This window comes from Tardiphaga sp. 841_E9_N1_2 (assembly GCF_051811065.1).
Taxonomy (GTDB): domain Bacteria; phylum Pseudomonadota; class Alphaproteobacteria; order Rhizobiales; family Xanthobacteraceae; genus Tardiphaga; species Tardiphaga robiniae.
Genome location: NZ_JBPWQC010000001.1, coordinates 5,552,735 through 5,570,849 on the forward strand (window position 1 = coordinate 5,552,735; position 18,115 = coordinate 5,570,849).

19 protein-coding genes are annotated in these 18,115 nt (G+C 62.0%); 13 read left to right on the forward strand and 6 right to left on the reverse strand.

Annotation, left to right across the window (positions count from 1 at the left end; translation table 11 throughout):
• Positions 1-65 precede the first annotated feature (65 nt).
• Positions 66-950 carry a phosphonate ABC transporter, permease protein PhnE gene (gene phnE, locus AB8A50_RS26595; protein WP_439079478.1) on the forward strand — a complete coding sequence of 295 codons (885 nt, stop codon included), beginning with the start codon at positions 66-68 and terminating at the stop codon, positions 948-950.
• On the forward strand, positions 947-1,795 hold the full coding sequence (phnE, locus tag AB8A50_RS26600) for a phosphonate ABC transporter, permease protein PhnE (RefSeq protein ID WP_439079479.1): 849 nt from the start codon (positions 947-949) through the stop codon (positions 1,793-1,795). Before phnE (AB8A50_RS26595) ends, phnE (AB8A50_RS26600) begins: the two co-directional genes overlap by 4 nt.
• Here phnE (AB8A50_RS26600) and AB8A50_RS26605 read toward each other — a convergent pair whose 3' ends face one another.
• Complete coding sequence (locus tag AB8A50_RS26605) at positions 1,796-2,446, reverse strand: glutathione binding-like protein (protein WP_231077995.1); 651 nt, start codon at positions 2,444-2,446, stop codon at positions 1,796-1,798.
• A gap of 99 nt (positions 2,447-2,545) precedes the next feature.
• Between AB8A50_RS26605 and AB8A50_RS26610 the strand changes: the two genes are divergently transcribed.
• From AB8A50_RS26610 to AB8A50_RS26640, 7 genes are all read left to right on the forward strand, one after another.
• Positions 2,546-3,208, forward strand: a complete 663-nt coding sequence (locus tag AB8A50_RS26610) for a TetR/AcrR family transcriptional regulator (RefSeq protein ID WP_439079480.1) — start codon at positions 2,546-2,548, stop codon at positions 3,206-3,208.
• 90 nt (positions 3,209-3,298) lie between these two features.
• Positions 3,299-3,664 carry a YciI family protein gene (locus tag AB8A50_RS26615; RefSeq protein WP_439079481.1) on the forward strand — a complete coding sequence of 122 codons (366 nt, stop codon included), beginning with the start codon at positions 3,299-3,301 and terminating at the stop codon, positions 3,662-3,664.
• Positions 3,661-4,995, forward strand: a complete 1,335-nt coding sequence (locus tag AB8A50_RS26620) for an RNA polymerase sigma factor (protein ID WP_439079482.1) — start codon at positions 3,661-3,663, stop codon at positions 4,993-4,995. Before AB8A50_RS26615 ends, AB8A50_RS26620 begins: the two co-directional genes overlap by 4 nt.
• A gap of 173 nt (positions 4,996-5,168) precedes the next feature.
• The gene (locus AB8A50_RS26625) at positions 5,169-5,570 is read left to right on the forward strand and encodes a DoxX family protein (protein ID WP_439062269.1); all 402 of its coding nucleotides are present in this window, start codon (positions 5,169-5,171) and stop codon (positions 5,568-5,570) included.
• A gap of 15 nt (positions 5,571-5,585) precedes the next feature.
• Positions 5,586-5,993: a VOC family protein gene (locus AB8A50_RS26630; RefSeq protein WP_068733526.1), complete on the forward strand. Its 408-nt coding sequence runs from the start codon at positions 5,586-5,588 to the stop codon at positions 5,991-5,993.
• Positions 5,994-6,247: 254 nt separating this feature from the next.
• A complete protein-coding gene (locus tag AB8A50_RS26635; protein ID WP_439079483.1) occupies positions 6,248-7,447 on the forward strand; it encodes a multidrug effflux MFS transporter in 1,200 nt (399 codons plus the stop codon).
• A gap of 40 nt (positions 7,448-7,487) precedes the next feature.
• On the forward strand, positions 7,488-7,970 hold the full coding sequence (locus tag AB8A50_RS26640) for an anthrone oxygenase family protein (RefSeq protein ID WP_120288527.1): 483 nt from the start codon (positions 7,488-7,490) through the stop codon (positions 7,968-7,970).
• A 32-nt stretch (positions 7,971-8,002) separates the two neighbouring features.
• Here the strand turns inward: AB8A50_RS26640 and AB8A50_RS26645 are convergent, their stop codons facing one another.
• The 3 genes from AB8A50_RS26645 to AB8A50_RS26655 form a co-directional block, all read right to left on the reverse strand.
• Positions 8,003-10,252, reverse strand: coding sequence for a TonB-dependent siderophore receptor (locus AB8A50_RS26645; protein WP_439079484.1), 2,250 nt, complete (start codon positions 10,250-10,252; stop codon positions 8,003-8,005).
• Positions 10,253-10,432: 180 nt separating this feature from the next.
• The gene (locus tag AB8A50_RS26650; RefSeq protein ID WP_439079485.1) at positions 10,433-11,260 is read right to left on the reverse strand and encodes an SDR family NAD(P)-dependent oxidoreductase; all 828 of its coding nucleotides are present in this window, start codon (positions 11,258-11,260) and stop codon (positions 10,433-10,435) included.
• Between the two features lie 71 nt (positions 11,261-11,331).
• Positions 11,332-13,512, reverse strand: a complete 2,181-nt coding sequence (locus AB8A50_RS26655; RefSeq protein WP_439079486.1) for a TonB-dependent siderophore receptor — start codon at positions 13,510-13,512, stop codon at positions 11,332-11,334.
• A 331-nt stretch (positions 13,513-13,843) separates the two neighbouring features.
• Here AB8A50_RS26655 and AB8A50_RS26660 point away from each other — a divergent pair, with 331 nt between their 5' ends.
• Both AB8A50_RS26660 and AB8A50_RS26665 read left to right on the forward strand, forming a co-directional pair.
• Positions 13,844-14,491 carry a glutathione S-transferase family protein gene (locus AB8A50_RS26660; protein ID WP_439079487.1) on the forward strand — a complete coding sequence of 216 codons (648 nt, stop codon included), beginning with the start codon at positions 13,844-13,846 and terminating at the stop codon, positions 14,489-14,491.
• A 5-nt stretch (positions 14,492-14,496) separates the two neighbouring features.
• Positions 14,497-14,862: a nuclear transport factor 2 family protein gene (locus tag AB8A50_RS26665; RefSeq protein WP_092139185.1), complete on the forward strand. Its 366-nt coding sequence runs from the start codon at positions 14,497-14,499 to the stop codon at positions 14,860-14,862.
• Between the two features lie 47 nt (positions 14,863-14,909).
• Here the strand turns inward: AB8A50_RS26665 and AB8A50_RS26670 are convergent, their stop codons facing one another.
• Positions 14,910-15,671, reverse strand: coding sequence for a pirin family protein (locus tag AB8A50_RS26670; RefSeq protein WP_093759409.1), 762 nt, complete (start codon positions 15,669-15,671; stop codon positions 14,910-14,912).
• A 136-nt stretch (positions 15,672-15,807) separates the two neighbouring features.
• Positions 15,808-16,401, reverse strand: a complete 594-nt coding sequence (locus tag AB8A50_RS26675; RefSeq protein WP_093759408.1) for an isochorismatase family protein — start codon at positions 16,399-16,401, stop codon at positions 15,808-15,810.
• A gap of 31 nt (positions 16,402-16,432) precedes the next feature.
• Here AB8A50_RS26675 and AB8A50_RS26680 point away from each other — a divergent pair, with 31 nt between their 5' ends.
• Positions 16,433-17,419 carry a LysR family transcriptional regulator gene (locus AB8A50_RS26680; RefSeq protein ID WP_244528360.1) on the forward strand — a complete coding sequence of 329 codons (987 nt, stop codon included), beginning with the start codon at positions 16,433-16,435 and terminating at the stop codon, positions 17,417-17,419.
• Positions 17,420-17,684: 265 nt separating this feature from the next.
• Positions 17,685-18,101, forward strand: a complete 417-nt coding sequence (locus AB8A50_RS26685) for a YciI family protein (RefSeq protein ID WP_439079488.1) — start codon at positions 17,685-17,687, stop codon at positions 18,099-18,101.
• The last annotated feature ends 14 nt before the right edge of the window (positions 18,102-18,115 follow it).

Here is an 18,115-nt window from a genome sequence, read left to right on the forward strand (position 1 = left end):
AGGGAGCCGGATCAGCAATGGTCCGGCTCCTTTTCTGTGTTTGATCCTAGATAGGCCCGCACATCATGTCCGCCGCCGTTTCCATCCTTCCGGCTCCGCAGCTCGCTGCGCTGAACGATGCCTACCGCAAGGCGGTTGCGCGCCGGCGGTTGCGCACGCTGTTCGTCGTGGTGGCCTGCTTTGCAGCGCTGTTCGTCGCGGCGCTGGGCGCCGAGGTTAATCTCAGGACCTTCATCGAGAAGATCGGTAACTTCGGCAGCTATTTCGATCGCATCTTCACGCTCGAAGCCGGCACCCGGGTCTGGACAGACGTCAATGAATGGTTCTGGGGTTGGAAGAAGTGGCTGTCGCTGCTCGGCGAGACCGTGCTGATCAGCTATGTCGGCACGCTGATCGGTGCTGTGCTGGCCTTCGGGCTCAATTTTCTCGCGGCCGAGAACACTGCGCCCTCAGTGCCGCTGCGCTTTGCCGTGCGCCGCTTCATGGAATTCTGCCGGACCGTGCCGGATATCGTGTTCGCGCTGATCTTCGTCATCGCCTTTGGCCTTGGCCCGATGGCCGGCGTGTTGGCCATTGCGATCCACTGCGTTGGGGCGCTCGGCAAGCTCTATGGCGAGATCGTCGAGAATATCGACATGAAGCCGGTGGAAGGCATTCGCTCGACCGGTGCGGGCTGGGTCGACTGCATGCGCTTTGCCGTGTTGCCGCAGGTCGCGGCGGGCTTTGCGAGCTACACGCTGCTGCGCTTCGAGATCAATGTGCGTGGTGCCTCCGTGATGGGCTTCGTCGGCGCCGGCGGCATCGGCCAGGAACTCGTCGTTGCTGTCAGAAAGTTCTATTATTCCGACGTCAGTGCGATCCTGCTGATGATCATCGTCACGGTCTTCGTCATCGACATCGGCACGGGCTGGCTGCGCGGCCGTCTGTTCGGCAAGGAAGCCAGATCATGAACAGGCAGCCTGACATCAATACCCCCGCATTGCGCGGGCGCTATCCCGATGTCTTCAACCGCCCGATGGCCTCGCGCGCTGGCGTGCCCGCCATCCTGGTCGCGGCGCTGGCGCTTTTCATCTTCGGGCTCAATGAACTCGATTTCTCGCCGGCGCGGATGTGGACCGGCCTGCGCGAACTCGGCTGGATCACCATGATGATGATCCCGCCGGATCCCGGCTCGTCGCTGCCTGCCTATCTGCAGGCGATGGGCGAGACGCTGTCGATCGCCTTGCTAGGCACGACTTTGGCCGCGGTGTTCGCGCTGCCGGTCAGCCTGCTCGCGGCACGCAATGTCATTCCGTCGGCATGGCTACGCTTTCCGGTCAGGCGGTTTCTGGATTCGATCCGCGGCGTCGATACGCTGATCTGGGCGCTGGTCTGGATCAACGTCGTCGGTCTCGGCCCGTTTGCCGGCGTGCTGGCGATCGCGATTTCGGATTTCGGCGCGTTCGGCAAATTGTTTTCGGAGGCCATCGAAGCCGCCGACAAGAAGCAGGTCGAGGGCATCCGCGCCTCCGGTGGCAGCCCGCTGCATGAAATTCGCTTCGGTCTGATGCCGCAAGTGCTGCCGGTGATTGCCGGTCAGGTGCTGTATTTCATCGAGTCCAACACCCGCTCCGCCACCATCATCGGTATCGTCGGCGCGGGCGGCATCGGTCTTCAGCTCGCCGAGCAGATCCGCGTGCTGGAATGGCAGAAGGTCTCGTTTCTGATCCTGATGATCCTGGTCGCCGTGGCGGCAATCGACTGGATTTCCAGCCGACTGCGCTTTGCAATTATCGGCCGCCGCGCGGTGGCGTGATCACGCCGCCGCTTTGTGGCGTTCCTGTTCGGCCTTGAACAGTTCGAACTCTTCAGTCACCGCGCGCACGATGCTCGGCCGTTCGCGCAGGCGCTTGTGATAGGCCTTGATCGCCGGCCAATTGTTCAGATCGATCTCCGGCAACACCATCGTCCAGTTCAGCACCGTGACAAGATAGGCGTCGGCGACGCTGAACCTGTCGAGCAGGAAGTCGCGTCCGGTGAGATGGTTTTCGAGATAGGTCAGCCGCGACAACCCGCTTTGTAGTGCATAGGCCTTCATCTCCGGGGGGGCCTTCTTGGCCAGCAGTGGAACGAACAGGCCCTTGTGCAGCTCGGTGCCGATGAAACATAGCCACTGTTGCAGCCGGCTGCGGTCGATGCCCGAACCCGCGGCGATGGGGGAGTGCGGAAACCAGTCGGCGACATGCTGCAGGATCGCAGCATTCTCGGTGAGGATGACGCCATCGTCGGTGCGCAGCGTCGGCACCAGACCGAGCGGATTCACGTCGCGGAAATCCGAACCGTCGTTGCGCACCTCCTTGTTCAGTGGATCGACCTCGAAGAACCGAGCATCGGCGCCGGCTTCGGCCTCATACAGCGCGATGCGAGTGGCCATCGAACAGGCCATCGGGGAGAAATACAGATCCATGGAAGCCTCCTTGAGATAGCGGACTGTTACGACCTGTCCGCCGGTTGATTTTCGTACCGTCTCGCATAATATAAATTCGGTCAAGGGATTTAATGCGAAATGGTACAAAAAAAGAAAAAGCCCGTCGTCGTGGCGAAGCCGGAGGTGGCCACCGAGCCGAAGCGCCGCGGCCGGCCACGCGCCTATGAGCCCGATGTGGCGATCGGGCAGGCGCTGGCGCTGTTTCGCAAAGGCGGTTATGCGGCGACGTCGCTCGACGATCTCAGCGAAGTGACCGGCATGAACCGGCCGTCGCTCTACGGCGCCTTCGGCGACAAGCGCGCGCTTTATATCAAGAGCTACCAGCGCTATCGCGACGACTACACCGTCCGGGTCATCGAGATCTTCAAGGCCGATATCGACATCCGGGAGCGGCTGCGCCGGTTCTTCGATGCGGCACTCGACATCTACACCACAGGCGATACCGCGCCGCGCGGCTGTTTTGCTGTCATGACGGTGGCGTCCGACGCTATCGCCGATCCGGAGATCGGCGCGATGATGCGCGAAAATTTTGTCGAGCTCGATGACGCCTTTGGCTGGTGTTTCAAGACCGCCGTCGCGCGCGGCGAATTGCCGGAGACGATCGATGTTCCCACGCTGTCGCAGATGGCGTCCGGGATACTGAATATGCTCTCGATCCGGTCCCGTGCCGGTGTTCCGCGCGCAGAGCTGGAGGCGTTCCTGCTGAAGGCGGTCGGCCTGTTATGCCGGTCCTCCGCATGACGTGTTCCACGTCGCCGCGCTCCCAACAATAATTTCCGCTAACCTGTCGGGATCGCACGATGCCGACCGTCTTTCATCCAAGGAGACCCCATGCTTTACGCCATCCTCTGCTACCATGATGAAGCCGTTGTCGGCGGCTGGTCGAAGGACGAAGACGACGCCGTGATGGCGAGGCTTGCCGTTGTGCACGGCAAGCTCGCGCAGCAGGGCCGGCTCGGTCCCGTGGCGCGACTGCTGCCGACCACCGCGGCGACAACGCTGCGCAAGGACGAGCCGCCGGTGGTGCTGGACGGCCCCTTCGCTGAAACCAAGGAACAGTTGCTCGGCTTCTATGTCGTCGAGGCAGAAAATCTCGACGGCGCGCTGGAGATTGCCGGGGAACTCGGCCGCGCCAATCCCGGCGGCGCCTATGAAATTCGCCCGATCGGCGTCTTCCACGGAGCGTTCCAGCCATGACCGATGTCGCCTGGATCGATGCGGCGCTGACCTCGGCGCGTCCCCAGGCGCTCGGTGCGTTGCTGCGCTATTTCCGTAACCTCGACACCGCGGAGGAGGCGTTCCAGAACGCCTGCCTGCGCGCGCTGAAGACCTGGCCGCAAAATGGGCCGCCGCGCGATGCCGCGGCCTGGCTAATCATGGTCGGTCGCAACGTCGCTATCGACGATATCCGCCGTGGCGCGAAGCAGCAGCCGCTGCCGGAGGACGACCACGCGATATCCGATCTGGATGACGCCGAGAGCGAACTCGCCGAGCGTCTCGATGGCTCGCATTATCGCGACGACATTCTGCGGCTGCTGTTCATCTGCTGCCATCCGCAACTCCCGGCGACGCAGCAGATTGCGCTGGCACTGCGGATCGTCTCGGGCCTGACGGTGAAGCAGATCGCCCGCGCGTTCCTCGTCTCGGATGCCGCGATGGAACAGCGCATCACCCGCGCCAAATCTGCCGTCGCCAAGGCCAATGTGCCGTTCGAGACGCCCGGCGCGCCGGAGCGCAGCGAGCGTCTCGCTGCCGTGGCCGCCATGCTCTATCTGATCTTCAACGAGGGTTATTCGGCGTCAGGCGAAAGTATCGATCTGCGCGCGCCATTATGCGAGGAGGCGATCCGCCTGGGACGGCTGCTGCTCAAGCTGTTTCCGGCTGAGCCGGAGATCATGGGCCTCGCAGCGCTCATGCTGCTGCAATATGCCCGTTCGGCGGCGCGCTTCGATGCCAATGGCGCGCTGGTGTTGCTCGACGATCAGGACCGCACGCTGTGGAACGGCAAGATGATCGCCGAAGGCCTGGCGTTGATCGACAAGGCGATGCGCCATCGCCGCACCGGCGCCTATCAGATCCAGGCGGCCATTGCCGCGTTGCATGCCCGCGCGGCGAAACCGGAACACACCGACTGGGCACAGATCGACCTGCTTTATGGCTCGCTGGAAATCCTGCAGCCGTCGCCGGTGATCACGCTCAACCGCTCGGTGGCGGTTTCGAAAGTGCGCGGTCCCGAAGCCGCGCTGGAGATGATCGCGCCATTGGCCGCAAAGCTCTCGAACTATTTCCACTTCTTCGGGGTGCAAGGCGCCTATCTGATGCAGCTCGGCCGCAACGATGAAGCGCGAGAAAGCTTCAACCGCGCCATCGCGCTGGCCAATACGTCGGCGGAGGCCGATCACATCCGGATGCATCTCGACCGGCTGATGCTGGAGAGCAAGCCGCCGAACAGTAGCCGCAAACGAAAGACGGGCGAGACGCTTTCTGCTCCCTCCCCCCTTGCGGGGGAGGGCCGGGGAGGGGGGTAACCACAAGCGATGGCGTGTGTGGCACCCCCCTCCCGGCGCTGCGCGCCACCCTCCCCCGCAAAGGGGGGAGGGAAGAAAGCACACCGCGAATAATTTCTATGGCGGTGTCGGATTACGTCGATGCCGCTCGTCTTTGAGACATCGGCAGCTATTCGAACCACAGGACCCATTTCATGCCCGTCTCCCGTACCGCGCTCTGGATCGGCCGCATTCTCAGCGGCCTCGTCATTCTCTTTCTTGTGATGGATGGCGGGATCAAGCTGGTGCCGATCAAGGAGGTTACCGAGACCATGCAGCAGCTCGGCTATAGCGGCAGTATGGCGCAGGCGCGCGGCCTTGGCGTTCTCACGCTGCTCTGCGCATTGTTTTACGCGATCCCGCGCACGTCCGTTTTCGGCGCCATTCTGCTCACCGGGCTGCTCGGTGGCGCGATGGCGACACATCTGCGCGTCGACAGCCCGCTGTTCACGCATCTGTTGTTTGGCTTTTACATCGGCGTGATGGCATGGGGTGGGCTGTACCTGCGCGATCCCGCTATGCGCGCGATGATCCCGATCCGACCCCAAAGTCTTTAACCGGAGGAAAGAGCGATGCAGGTCAATCCCTATCTTCACTACAACGGCAATTGCGAAGAGGCCCTCAATTTCTATGTGAAGGCAATCGGGGCCAAGATCGACGTCATCATGCATGTGGAAGGCTCGCCCGCGGCGGAACAGATGCCGCCGTCGATGGCCAAGAAGGTGCTGCATGGCCAGATCTCGGTCGATGGCGAGGTCATCATGGCCTCGGACGCGCCGCCGGATTATTTCGAGAAGATGCAGGGCATGTCGGTCTGTCTGCAGATCCAGGATCCTGCAGATGGCGCCAAGGTCTTCGCGGCATTGTCCGAGGGCGGCACCATCAAGATGCCGTTCGGCGCCACGTTCTGGTCAAAGGGATTTGGTATGTGTGTCGACAAATTCGGTGCGCCCTGGATGATCAACTGCGCGATGGAGTGATATGAGGCGTACGCCGCTTTCTTACCTCTCCCCGCACCTGCGCGGGGAGAGGCCGCCGCGTCTTCGCGGCGGGTGAGGGGCGGGGCACGATGCCAACCGCTTGATTGGCGTGTAGGGCTCGCTTCCGCTACAAGGCGCCCCGTCAGATCATTGGTGTTGTGAGAGGCTGTGCCTTGCTCCTCATCCCAGCCGGCGTGTCACGATCAGCGATCGAAGATGCGTCGCGGCCACGTTGAACAAGAAAAGAAAATCCCATGTCCGCCTTTACCCGCAACGCCGTCGTGCTCGGCCTGCTCTCCGCCGTCGGTCCCTTTGCCATCGACATGTATCTGCCGGCGCTGCCCGCGATCACCGCCGACCTGCACACCACGACCTCGGCGACGCAGATGACGCTGATTGCGTTCTTCATTGCTTTCGGCCTGTGCCAGATCGCTTATGGCCCGCTGTCCGACGTCTATGGCCGCAAGGCGCCGCTTTATGCGGGGCTGACGCTGTTCATCGCCGGCTCGATCGGTTGCGCGCTGGCGCCGGGTGTGGCTTGGCTGATTGCGTTCCGCTTTATCCAGGGTCTCGGCGCCGCCGCTATGGGCGTGATCCCGCGCGCCATCATTCGCGATCTGCACACCGGCCCTGAGGCGACGAAACTGATGGCGCTGGTGATGCTGGTATTCTCGGTATCACCGATTCTCGCGCCGCTCGGCGGCAGCGCGTTGATCGTGCCGTTCGGCTGGCGTGCGGTGTTCGTCGCAACGACCATCGCAGCCGTCATTGCCCTTGTGCTGGTGGCCTCGCTGCTGCCGGAGACGCGCCCCGCGCATGAGCGCATCTCGGGCAGCGTGCGCAATGTGCTCGGCAGCTTCGGCGAGCTTTTGCGCGACTGGCACTTCCTCGGGCTCACCTTCATCGGTGGTCTCGGCATGGCGAGCTTCTTTGCGTTCCTGGCGACGTCGTCCTTCGTCTATATCGGGCACTATGGCCTGACGCCGACGCAATACAGCCTGGCTTTCTCGGTCAACGCCATCGGCTTCATCGGCGCCTCGCAATTCGCGGGCTATCTCGGTGGCCGCTTCGGCATGGGCCGCGTGGTGATGGCGGCGGTGTCGGCCTATGCGTTTTTCGCAGTCGTGCTGCTGGCGCTCACGCTGGCCGGTTTCACCAGCCTTGCCGTGCTGATTCCGCTGCTGTTCGTGTCCTTCGCCTTCCTCGGTCTGGTGATCCCGTCCACCATGGTGCTGTCGCTGGAGAACCACGGCCCCATCGCCGGCATCGCCTCCGCCTTGGGCGGTACGCTGCAGATGGTCAGTGGCGGCGTGATGATCGGCGTGTCCGGCCTGTTCTTCGACGGCACCTCGCTGCCGATGGTGGCGACCATCGCCTGCACGGCGGTTGGTGCGCTTGCCGTCAGTATCGCCACGCTACGCCCGCGCGAACTTTCGCCGCAGCTCGCGGAGTAGTAAAACTGCTAGGCTGCGCGCCGACGGGGTCGAGGTGAGGATGGGACGAATGTCGTTCGGCCTGACATTTGCGGCAGCGATAGGCTCCGGCCTGATGGCCGGGCTGTTCTTCGTATTCTCGGTCACGGTGATGACCGCGCTCGGCAAGCTGCCGGCACCGGCCGGTATTGCCGCGATGCAGTCGATCAACAGCACGATTCTCAGCCCGCTGTTCCTCACCGCTTTCATGGGCACGGTGCTGCTCTGCGTCGTCATCGCTGTGATCGCGGTGCTGAACTGGTCGCATCCGGCGTCACCCTATCTCGTCACGGGTGCGCTGCTCTATACCGTCGGTACCTTCCTCGTCACCGTTGTCTTCAACGTGCCGCTGAACGACGCGCTCGCTGCCGCGCCCGCCGACAGCGCCGAGACTGCAAGTCTGTGGACGCGCTATCTGTCGGTCTGGACCGGCTGGAACCACGTGCGCACGGCGGCATCCACCGGCGCGCTGGCCTTTTTTATGCTGGGGCTCCGCGTTCTCTGAGCGTTTTCGAGCGAAGTGGGTACCGGTTCGCCTCAGAACCGGTAGGTCGCGGTGCTCAGCAGCGTGCGGCCCATGCCGTAGAAGCAGTCGCCGAACGACAGACAGGTGGCGATGTTGCGGGTGTCGGCAATATTGGTCGCATTGAACTGCAGCCGCCACGGGCCGTTGTCCCAGCGCACCACGGCATCGAACAGCGTGTAGTCCGGCGTGCGCAGCACGTCGATGCCGTCCCAGGATTCGCCGATGTAACGTACGCCGGCGCCGACGGTGACCTCAGGCAGGCCGAGCGATGCCAGGCGATATTTTCCCCACAATGATGCCTGCTGCTGCGGCACGCTGGCGACGCGCTTGCCGGCATTGTCACCGGACTCGATCCGCGCGTCGGTATAGGCATAGGCGCCGATCAGGTCGAGATTGGGTGTGACGCTGGTCAGCACTTCCAGTTCGGCGCCCTTGATCCGCACCTGGCCGGTCTGGATCGAGAAGATCGGATTGGACGGGTCGCCGGACAGTCGGTTCTTCTCGGTGGTATCGTAAAATCCGACATTGATCGCTGTGCCGGCGAACGGATTGTACTTGACGCCGACCTCATACTGCTCGCCGCGAACCGGCTTGCAGAACGTGGCGCAGGTGCCGGCGCCGAAAATCGGATTGAACGATTGCGCCCAGGACACATAGGGCGTCACGCCGAAGGGCAATTCGTACATCAGCGCAGCGCGGCCGGTGGTGGCCCTGTCGTTCTGGGTGGGCAGTCCCTCGATACTATAGCTGACATAGTCCTGCCGCACGCCGAGCAGTGCGAGCCATGGTCCCAGCCGCATCTGGTCCTGCGCATAGAAGCCGGTCTGGCCCTGCTGTGCCTGGGGATCGTCGGTCAGCGACGCGGAGAAACTACTATAGACCGGCGCATACAGATCGAATGGCCGCGGATCGAGGCCGGTGCCGCTGCGGGTTTTCTCGTGCAGGCCGAGATAGTCGATGCCGACCAGCACCTTGTGCGACACCGCGCCGGTCTGCAGCTTGATCTCGGCATTGCTGTCGGAGGTGAAGGCGTCCTTCGCGGCCTGACGGGCGTAGTAGATCCGCTGCACGGTACGCCGGCCGGCATCCAGGAATGGATTCGTCGGGTTGGAATACAGGTCCGGATACATGATGGCGTAATCGCCGTCGGTGTGGCTGTAGCGGAAGCTCTGCTTGATCTTCAGCACATCGCCGAAGCTCTGCTCGTAGAGGCTGGTGACGCCGCCGGTGGTGATGTTGTAGCGATCGTAATTCGGCTCGCCGGCAAAGCGGTTGACCGGGATGAAGCCGTTCGGGCCAGGCTTCAGCACGCCTTCGATGGGCAGGAAGGCGCTGAACGAGCTGGAACTGTCCTTCTGGTAGTTGCCGAGCACGGTCCAGGAGATGTCGTTGGTCGGGCGCCAGGTCAGCGACGGCGCCAGCAGGATGCGGTCGTTCGGCACGTAGTCGACCTGCGAGTTGGAGTCGCGCAACACGCCGACGAAGCGATACAGCCACTCGCCATCCTTGGTCAGCTTGCCGGTGGAGTCCATCTGCAATTGCTTGCGGTCGAAGGAGCCATATTGCACGCCGATCTCGTTACGGGATTCGGCCTGCGGGCGCTTCGACACTTCGTTGAGCACACCGCCGGTGGACGAGCCGCCATACAGCACGGACGACGGCCCGCGCAGTACCTCGATGCGCTCCAGCGCATAGGGATCGCGGCGCCATTCCAGCACCTGGCTGAGCCGCGAGCCCTGCATGCCGTCGAGATAGCGGCTCGGCTCCTGGCCGCGGATCAATGTGTAGTCGCCGCGGGCATCACCGCCGAACGGATCGGCGGTCACGCCGGGCACATAGCGCAGGGTTTCCTGCACGGACAGGCCGCCCTGGTCGGTGATGCGATCGGCGGTCACGACCGAGATCGACTGCGGCGTCTCGCGCAGTGGCGTGTCGGTCTTGGTGCCGCCCATGCCGCGATTGGCGAGATAGCCCTGCACCGGGCCGGTGGCGGTCTCGGCACGAACGCCGGGAGCCGCGATGGCAGCCGCAACCGGCGCATTGTTGCGTGCCGCAGCCTGGCGCGTTGCACGCGCGCGTGCGGTCGATGGGCGGGTCGCGCGCGCACGCGCGGCCGGTCGAACGGGTTGATCCACCACAACGGCCGGCAATGCCGTGCTGCCTTGCGGCGATTGCGCCTGCGATGGCGTCGTGATCAACGCCAGCATCGGCAGTGCCGTCCCGACCAGCCATCCCAGATGTGTGGAAGATTTGAATGTCATTTGCCCGCACCCCATTACCAAGTGATGCAGGCGACTTATCACGCAGCGACACAGCCGAAAGACGTCCGGGGTGTCATACAATTAGTCTGGAATTAGTATCTCTCTAAGCTGGCGGAGGTGCGCGAAACCGGAAGTCGTGTAATCGGATGATGCTGCGCGTCATCCGGGCACTGACTTTCGCTAGCCGTTGATGCCCTCGCGCCGCAGCGTCGGCAGGCCGATGCCTGTGGCGTCAAAACCGCCGTCGACCGCCAGCATCTGGCCGGTGATATAGCTCGACCGGTCGCTGCACAGGAAGAAGATCGCGTCGGCGAGTTCGTCCTCGCCGCCGTAGCGATTGAGCGGAATCGCATCGTGATAATCGGCGCGGATTGCCGGCGTATGCACGGCCTTGGCCATCGCGGTTTCCACCGGGCCCGGCGCCACCGCATTAACGCGGATGCCGAGCAGCGCGAGCTCGACGGCGGACTGTTTGGTGAAGTGAATGATGCCGGCCTTGCTGGTGCCGTAGGCAACGCGCAGGGTGGACGCGCGTAGCGCCGAGATCGAGGCGATGTTGACGATGGCGCCGCCGCCATGCTCGCGCATCAGCGGGGCCGCCGCCTTGGTGCACAGGAACGGGCCGGTGAGGTTCACGGCCATGATGCGTTCCCATTCCTCCAGCGTCGTCTCGAGCAGAGGCTTGAAATTCGCGATGCCGGCATTGTTGACCAGTGCATCGAGCCGGCCGAAGCGGGCCTGCGTGGCGGCAAAGGCCTTGTCGACAGCAGCGGCGTCGGAGACATCCGTATGCAGCGCCAGCGTGTTGTCGGGATCGTTCAGCGCCTTGACGCTGGCGTCGAGCAGCTCGCGCTCGATATCCAGCAGCGCGACACGATAGCCTTCGCCAAGAAAACGCTTGGCCACGGCAAGGCCGATGCCGCGCGCGGCGCCGGTGACGAGTGCAACCCTGCGAATCTGTTCCTTGCCGTCAGCCTTGGTCATGTCCTGCCCTATCGTCTTGATCATTGCAGGCTGTTTAGAGAACGACAACGGCCGGGACAAGCCCGGCCGCTCTTCGATCAGATGACGTGCGGAGTTCAGAACCGATAGGTCGCCGAGCCCAGCACCGTCCGCCCCATGCCCGGGAAGCAGTCGCCGCGGGCGAGGCAGGTGGTCATGTGGCGCTTGTCGGCGAGGTTGCTGGCATTGATCTGCAGCCGCCACGGACCGGTCTCGTATTTGATCATGGCATCGAACAGCGTGTAATCCGGCGTCTGCAGCGTGTCGGTGCCATCCCAGGAAACGCCAATGTAGCGCACGCCGCTGCCGATGGTGACCTCGCGCAGGCCGAGCGCGGACAGCCGATAGGTGCCCCACAGTGACGCCTGCTGCTCTGGCACGATCTCGACGTGTTTGCCGGCATTGTCGCCGCTCTCGACCTTGGCATCGAGATAAGTATAGGCGCCGATCAGGTTGAGGTCCGGCGTCACCTTGGTGATGACTTCCAGCTCGGCGCCGCGGATGCGGACCTGACCGGTCTGGATGGACAGCAATGGATTGGTGGGGTCCGAGGCGAGCCGGTTCTTCTCGACAGTGTCGAAGATCGCGCCATTGATCGCGGTGCCCGGGAACGGATTGTATTTGAAACCGACCTCGTAGATCTCGCCGCGCTGCGCCTTGCAGATACCGGCGCAGACATTGGCACCGAATACCGGATTGAATGACGTCGCATAGGTCACATAGGGATTGAAGCCAAACGGCGTCTCATACATCAGGCTGGCGCGGCCGGTGGTTGCCCGCGTGTCCTCGTCGGGGCTGCCGACAACGCGATTGCCGACGAAATCCTGCCGGATGCCGAGGGTTGCGAGCCATGGACCCGCGCGGAGCTGGTCCTGCGCGTAGAGGCCGAGCTGGTTCTGCCGGACGCGCGGATCGTCGAACAGTTCGGGCGCGATCGTCGTCGTGTAGACCGGCGCATAGAGATCGAACGGAGTCGGATCGAAGGCGCTCCCGGTGCGGCTGCGTTCATTGATCTCGCGATAGTCGGCGCCCACCAGCACCTTGTGGCTGACCGGGCCGGTGAGGAACTTGAACTGCAGATTGTTGTCCATGGTGATCTGGTCGCGGGTTGTCTCCTGATTGTCCAGGAACCGCGCAACCGTCCGGCGATCGGGATCGAGGTAGGGGTTGGCGGGGTTCGAGAAGCTGTCCGAATAACCGGTGCGATAGATGCTCTCGATATGAGTGTAGCGCAGGTTCTGCGTGAACTTCACCGCGTCGTTGAAGGAATGCTCGAAGATGCTTCCGATGCCGGAGGTTTCGACCTGGTACAGATCGTAGCCGGGATAGCCGGTGAAACGGGTGATGGGAATGAGGCCGTTCGGGCCGGGATAGAGCATGCCTTCATGCGGCATGAAACCGGTCCCCGTGCTCGACTTGTCCTTCTGGTAGAAGCCCTGAATGGTCCAGTTGGTGTTGGTGGTCGGTCGCCAGGTCAGCGACGGGGCGAGCAGGATGCGGTCATCCGGCGTGAAATCGGTCTGCAAGTGACCGTCCCGGAACACGCCGACGAAACGATAGAGCCAGTCGCCGTCTTTGGTCAGCTTGCCGGTCGTGTCCAACTGGATCTGCTTGCGTCCGAAGTTGTCGAACTGCACGCCGATCTCATTGAAGCCTTCTGCTCGCGGCCGTTTCGAGATCAGGTTGATCAGGCCTGCCACCGAGGTGTCGCCATACAGCACGGAAGGGCCGCGAAACACCTCGACGCGCTCCAGCATATAGGGGTCTTGCCGCCATTCGCCGAACTTGAAGGTGTTCACGACGCGGGTGCCATCGAGGAAGATGTTGGGGTCCTGACCGCGGACGCGCGGATAGTCGCCGCGCGAGTCCATGCCATAGGGGTCGGCGAGCACGCCGGGCACATAGCGTATGGCTTCCTGAACATTCGTGACCCCTTGATCGGTCATGCGGTCGGCGGTCACCACCGAGATCGATTGTGCGGTCTCGCGCAGCGGCGTGTCGGTCTTCATGCCGGTGGTGCTCTGCCCGGCGAGATAACCCTGGACCGGACCCGTGCCGGATTCGAAAGCCGCAGCAGCCGGAGCGGCGGTCGCGGCCGGCGCCGTCGACCCCCGCGCTGCAGTTCGACGGCTGGCGGCGGAGTGCGCCGCTTGTGACCGCTGCGGACGTGCCGGCGTGGCACGCGGTTTGGCCTGCTCGACAACGACGGGAGGAAGCTGGCTCTGCGCCTGCGCCGGAGCTTCGATCGCGAAGGTCATAAGAACTGCGATAGACGCTCCGAAGAGTCGCTGTGAGGTTTGGGAAATGGCCACGCTTACGCTCCTTAGCTAATTTTCAGCTAAGTCGGTAACGCGCGCGTGAAGCGGTGTGAACGGCAAATGGCCATTTCCACAGGCTGCCAGCTTAGTATCGTTCTACTTTTCGAGCTCTGAATATGTCCAAGGCCCGCATGGAAGGATTTTGGCTCCCCTGTCGCGAAAATAGGCCGATACTTGTCGGGACGCGTCGAGCCCATTCGTCCTTGGTTGACGTCATTCGCCAGGCTCATGCAGCGGCGATGTATTTCATCCATCCTGACAGGAGGTTCCCTTGTCCCTCACACTGCATTTCCATCCGCTGTCGTCCTATTGCTGGAAGACGCTGGTCGCTCTGTACGAGAACGACACACCGTTTACGCCGCATATGGTCAATCTCGGCGACGAAGCCGAGCGCGCGGCGCTGTTGCAACTGTGGCCGATCGGCAAATTCCCCGTGCTGGAAGATGATGAGCGCGGCGCGATCGTGCCGGAGTCCTCCATCGTCATCGAGTTTCTCGACCGGCATTTTCCCGGCCGCACGCGTTTCATCCCCGATGGCGACGCCGGCCTGCAGATGCGGTTACGCGACCGCTTCTATGATCTCTATGTGCACACGCCGACGCAGAAGATCGTCGGCGACCGTCTGGTGCCGGCTGACAAGAAGGATCCGCATGGCGTCGCCATGGCGCGGGCCCAGCTCACCACGTCCTACGGCATGATCAACAGGCAGATGGCGACGAACGTGTGGGCGATGGGCACAGCGTTCACGCTCGCCGACTGCGCGGCTGCGCCGGCGCTCTATTACGCGAACAAGGTGCATTCGTTCGGAGACGCGCATCGCAACGTCTCCGCCTATCTCGGCCGGTTGCTGGCGCGTCCATCATTCGCACGGGTGGTGAAGGAGGCGGAGCCGTACGCACACATGTTTCCGGAGGAGTGAGCATCATGAGTGCCGACAAGGCCAGGATCATCCGAGACTTGTTTGCAGCCTATCTGCGCAATGACCGCAAGGCCGTCGAAGATGCGTTCACGGACGACTTCACCTTTACGAGCCCGTTCGATGACGGGATCGACAAGGCGACCTATTTCGCCCGCTGCTGGCGTGTCGCCGACTGGATCGCGCAGCATGATCTTGAGCGTATCGCCGTCGATGGCGATACGGCTTTCGTGACCTATCGTTGCGTGGCGAAGGACGGCAAGAGCTTTCGCAATACCGAAGTCTTCGGCTTCGAGGGCGATCTCATCCGGTCGATCGATGTGTATTTCGGCGCGACATACAGGGATGGGGTATTCCAGAAGCAGGCGTCGTAAGGTCGCAATCATATGAGCGCGGACAAGATCCGAACCATCCATTCGGATCAGCCGCTGATAGTTCCTCCACGCGAGAACTTCGCGTTCCGATCGACGAGGAAAACAACGAGGTCCGTTTCCTGGACGGCGGTAACGTTCATCTCGGCCTGATCCGCGGCAAGCATCAGCGCGGTATGTGTTCCGACGTCGTGCTGTCCCGCAGATATTCTGCCCTGAAAAACATATAGCCAACGATCGAACCCGGGTTTGGACGGGAGGTCGATACTTTGACCTGCCGATAAGTGGGTATCGTACAAATAGACGGCCTGACGTACGAAGGTCGGGGCGTCGGATCCTTTCGGTCCGGTCAGCAACCGCCATTGATCGTTTCGCTTGATCTCATCGAGTTGGACAAATTGAACGATTGGCTCTTCGTCTGCGGCCTCAGGCCGAACGAAAATCTGCAGCATTTCGATCTGGTCGTCTCCGACAACTCGTTCTTCATGATGAAAACCGCGGCCTGCGTTCATCACCATCAACCGGTCGGGCGATATAAGTTCACTCTTTCCGGCGGAGTCGGTGTGTTGCATGCGGCCTGCGCGCATGTAGCTTATGATCTCGTCATTGCGATGCTCGTGCATCCTCACGACGAGGCCGGGTTGCAGCCGGGCGTGGTCGATAACGCCAAGCCCGCCGAAGCCTGCGTCATTTGGCTGTCCCAGAGAGATACCGGGATGGATTCGACGCAACTGGAATGGCCCTTGCGACCGGACCTGATGGCTTTCGGGCGAGACGACACCGATCCCTGCGATGGTTGGTGCTGAGGTCATGTTTTTTCTCCTTATCGCGTTTTCGAGCGAAGTGGATGCCGGTTCGCGTCAAGAAAACGCGTCAAACAAAAAGCTGGAGCCCGGTTCTGCTTCAATCAGAACCAATGAGGCTCCAGCTTCGGCGGGCGCGATGTCGTTACGGATTGATCGGCGGAAGGACCTCGGTGAACAGCAACTGGATGAGCTTTTGCCCATTGGGCGTGCCCCAGTTCTGAGCGAGCTCGGCGATCATCGTGTTGGTTGCTGTTAAAACAACGCCAGCATCCTGCATGCGCCGGCGGGACATATCCTCGGAGAGCTCGAATGGAGACCCGGAAGCGTCCATGACTGCCTGGACGCTGTAGCCTTCGGTCACCGCATCGATCGCCGGGAAGACGAGGCAGACGTCGGTCGTGACGCCGGCCATGATCAGGTTCTTTCGTCCCGTCGCTTCCACCGCTGCCTTGAAGTTGACGTCGGTCCAGGCATTGACGATGCCTTCGCGCTTGACGCGCGCTTTGAAGGCGTCTGGCAGGATCTCCTGCAGCTCCGGCAACAGCGGCCCCTGCAGGCGATCTTCCTGGCTCGACGTCAGGACGGTTGGAATGTTCAGGATGCTCGCTGTTTTCGCCAGTGCCAGCGACATGCGCTTGGCCCGGGCGACGTCGATGTTCTTGATCAACTGCATCGTGCCGATCTGATGATCGATGAGCAGAAGCGCGGAATTTTCCGGGGTGAAGTACTTGGGCATGATCTGACCTCGTTTGGCTCAAAGAGCGTCATTGCTCGCCCATAAGGGTAGAAATGAAACAAAGCCTGCGGCAGACTTGAAAAATGACCTCATCATGTTTCATAAATGGAACATGACAATCTTCGGAGATTTCGACGGCCTTGCGCTATTCACCCGCATCGTCCAGGCGGGAGGGCTCGCGGCGGCCGAGCGTGCGACGGGCATTCCGAAAGCGACGCTGTCCCGGCGACTGTCGGTGCTGGAAAATACCTTGAACGTCCGACTCGTCCGGCGGACGAAAAAGGGCGTCGTGCTCACAGAGCAGGGGCAGCAACTTTTCGAACGAAGCCGTGCGGCCTTCTCGCTCGCTGAAGAGGCCGTAGCCGAGGTTCAGGACGAGCGCGCAGCCCTGTCGGGCAACATTCGTCTTTCCTTGCCGCCCGATATCGCCACTGCAGTGCTTGCGCCTGCGTTGATCCGGTTCGGAGTCAGACATCCCGATGTCACGATTGAGATAACGCTTGCCGATCGCAGAGTGTCGCTGATTGAGGAAGGATATGACTTGGTGGTTCGGATGGGGCCGGTCGCGGACTCCGAACTGGTCTTCAGGAGAATTGCCACCTTGCCGAGAGTGCTGGTCGCCAGCCCGGACTTTTTATCGGCGCACTCCAGTTTGAACGAGCCGCAGGACCTCAGGGAAATTCCCGCGCTTGCGATCCGTCGCGATCTGGTCGAATGGGACCTGCGAAACGACAAAGGCGTGACTGCAACTGTCCATCCCAAAATCGGCTTTGCGATCAACCGGCAGACGATATTGGTGGACGCAGCAATTGCGGGCCTCGGGATTGCCAACCTGCCATTCTTTTTGGTTGAAGCCGCACTGACATCCGGTGCGCTTGTTCGCGTCCTGACGGGGTGGGAGCCATCTCCTGTCGAGATGACGGCGCTGTGGCAAAAGGATAGATTCAGCGGCCGCCTGATAAAGGCAATCGTGACCGAATTCGCAGATGCGCTGAAAGATGATCGGGCGTCGCGCTAGTCGATCATTCGAAATGCTGTTGAGCGATGATTGCGTTTCCGGGAGAGCCACACGGGCGGCCAGTTGTGATCCGGTAATTGTAGAAGCCTGGACCAGGCCGATTGGGCAGCATCATAGCCCAATTTCGCAGCGGGATTGCCGCTGACCATGGTTGAAGGAAAAAATCTATTGGTCATGACGTCTGAAATAATTTCACCGGTCATGTCGGACTGGCAAAAGCTGCTTCGTCATCCTTGCAGTCGAACCTTCCAACGGAGAGAGACCGATGCGTTTCATGGTGATCGTGCATGCGAACAAGGACACCGAAGCCGGCGTGATGCCGACGACGGAACTGCTGACCGCGATGGACAAGTTCAATGAGGAGATGTGCAATGCCGGCGTGATGCAGGCCGGCGAGGGGCTGCACCCGACGTCGAAAGGCGCGCGCATCACCTTTACCGGCAGTGAGCCAGTGGTGAAGCAGGGGCCGTTCGATGTGACGCGCGATCTGATAGCGGGCTTCTGGCTGATCGACGTCGCCTCGAAGGACGAGGCGATCGCGTGGATGAAGCGGGCGCCGTTCGCGGCCGGCGACGAGATCGAGATCCGTCAGGTGTTTGCGGCCGAGGATTTCGGCGACGCCCTCACACCCGAATTGCGCGAGAAGGAAGAGCGTCTGCGCGCGCAAGCCGCGAAGAAATAAGCGACGAGATCAAT

Excerpts from the sequence above, each read along its gene's own strand:
- phnE (WP_439079478.1), top strand. The coding sequence starts at position 66 with ATGTCCGCCGCCGTTTCCATCCTTCCGGCTCCGCAGCTCGCTGCGCTG.
- phnE (WP_439079479.1), top strand. The coding sequence starts at position 947 with ATGAACAGGCAGCCTGACATCAATACCCCCGCATTGCGCGGGCGCTAT.
- AB8A50_RS26605 (WP_231077995.1), bottom strand. The coding sequence starts at position 2,446 with ATGGATCTGTATTTCTCCCCGATGGCCTGTTCGATGGCCACTCGCATC.
- AB8A50_RS26610 (WP_439079480.1), top strand. The coding sequence starts at position 2,546 with ATGGTACAAAAAAAGAAAAAGCCCGTCGTCGTGGCGAAGCCGGAGGTG.
- AB8A50_RS26615 (WP_439079481.1), top strand. The coding sequence starts at position 3,299 with ATGCTTTACGCCATCCTCTGCTACCATGATGAAGCCGTTGTCGGCGGC.
- AB8A50_RS26620 (WP_439079482.1), top strand. The coding sequence starts at position 3,661 with ATGACCGATGTCGCCTGGATCGATGCGGCGCTGACCTCGGCGCGTCCC.
- AB8A50_RS26625 (WP_439062269.1), top strand. The coding sequence starts at position 5,169 with ATGCCCGTCTCCCGTACCGCGCTCTGGATCGGCCGCATTCTCAGCGGC.
- AB8A50_RS26630 (WP_068733526.1), top strand. The coding sequence starts at position 5,586 with ATGCAGGTCAATCCCTATCTTCACTACAACGGCAATTGCGAAGAGGCC.
- AB8A50_RS26635 (WP_439079483.1), top strand. The coding sequence starts at position 6,248 with ATGTCCGCCTTTACCCGCAACGCCGTCGTGCTCGGCCTGCTCTCCGCC.
- AB8A50_RS26640 (WP_120288527.1), top strand. The coding sequence starts at position 7,488 with ATGGGACGAATGTCGTTCGGCCTGACATTTGCGGCAGCGATAGGCTCC.
- AB8A50_RS26645 (WP_439079484.1), bottom strand. The coding sequence starts at position 10,252 with ATGACATTCAAATCTTCCACACATCTGGGATGGCTGGTCGGGACGGCA.
- AB8A50_RS26650 (WP_439079485.1), bottom strand. The coding sequence starts at position 11,260 with ATGATCAAGACGATAGGGCAGGACATGACCAAGGCTGACGGCAAGGAA.
- AB8A50_RS26655 (WP_439079486.1), bottom strand. The coding sequence starts at position 13,512 with ATGACCTTCGCGATCGAAGCTCCGGCGCAGGCGCAGAGCCAGCTTCCT.
- AB8A50_RS26665 (WP_092139185.1), top strand. The coding sequence starts at position 14,497 with ATGAGTGCCGACAAGGCCAGGATCATCCGAGACTTGTTTGCAGCCTAT.
- AB8A50_RS26670 (WP_093759409.1), bottom strand. The coding sequence starts at position 15,671 with ATGACCTCAGCACCAACCATCGCAGGGATCGGTGTCGTCTCGCCCGAA.
- AB8A50_RS26675 (WP_093759408.1), bottom strand. The coding sequence starts at position 16,401 with ATGCCCAAGTACTTCACCCCGGAAAATTCCGCGCTTCTGCTCATCGAT.
- AB8A50_RS26685 (WP_439079488.1), top strand. The coding sequence starts at position 17,685 with ATGCGTTTCATGGTGATCGTGCATGCGAACAAGGACACCGAAGCCGGC.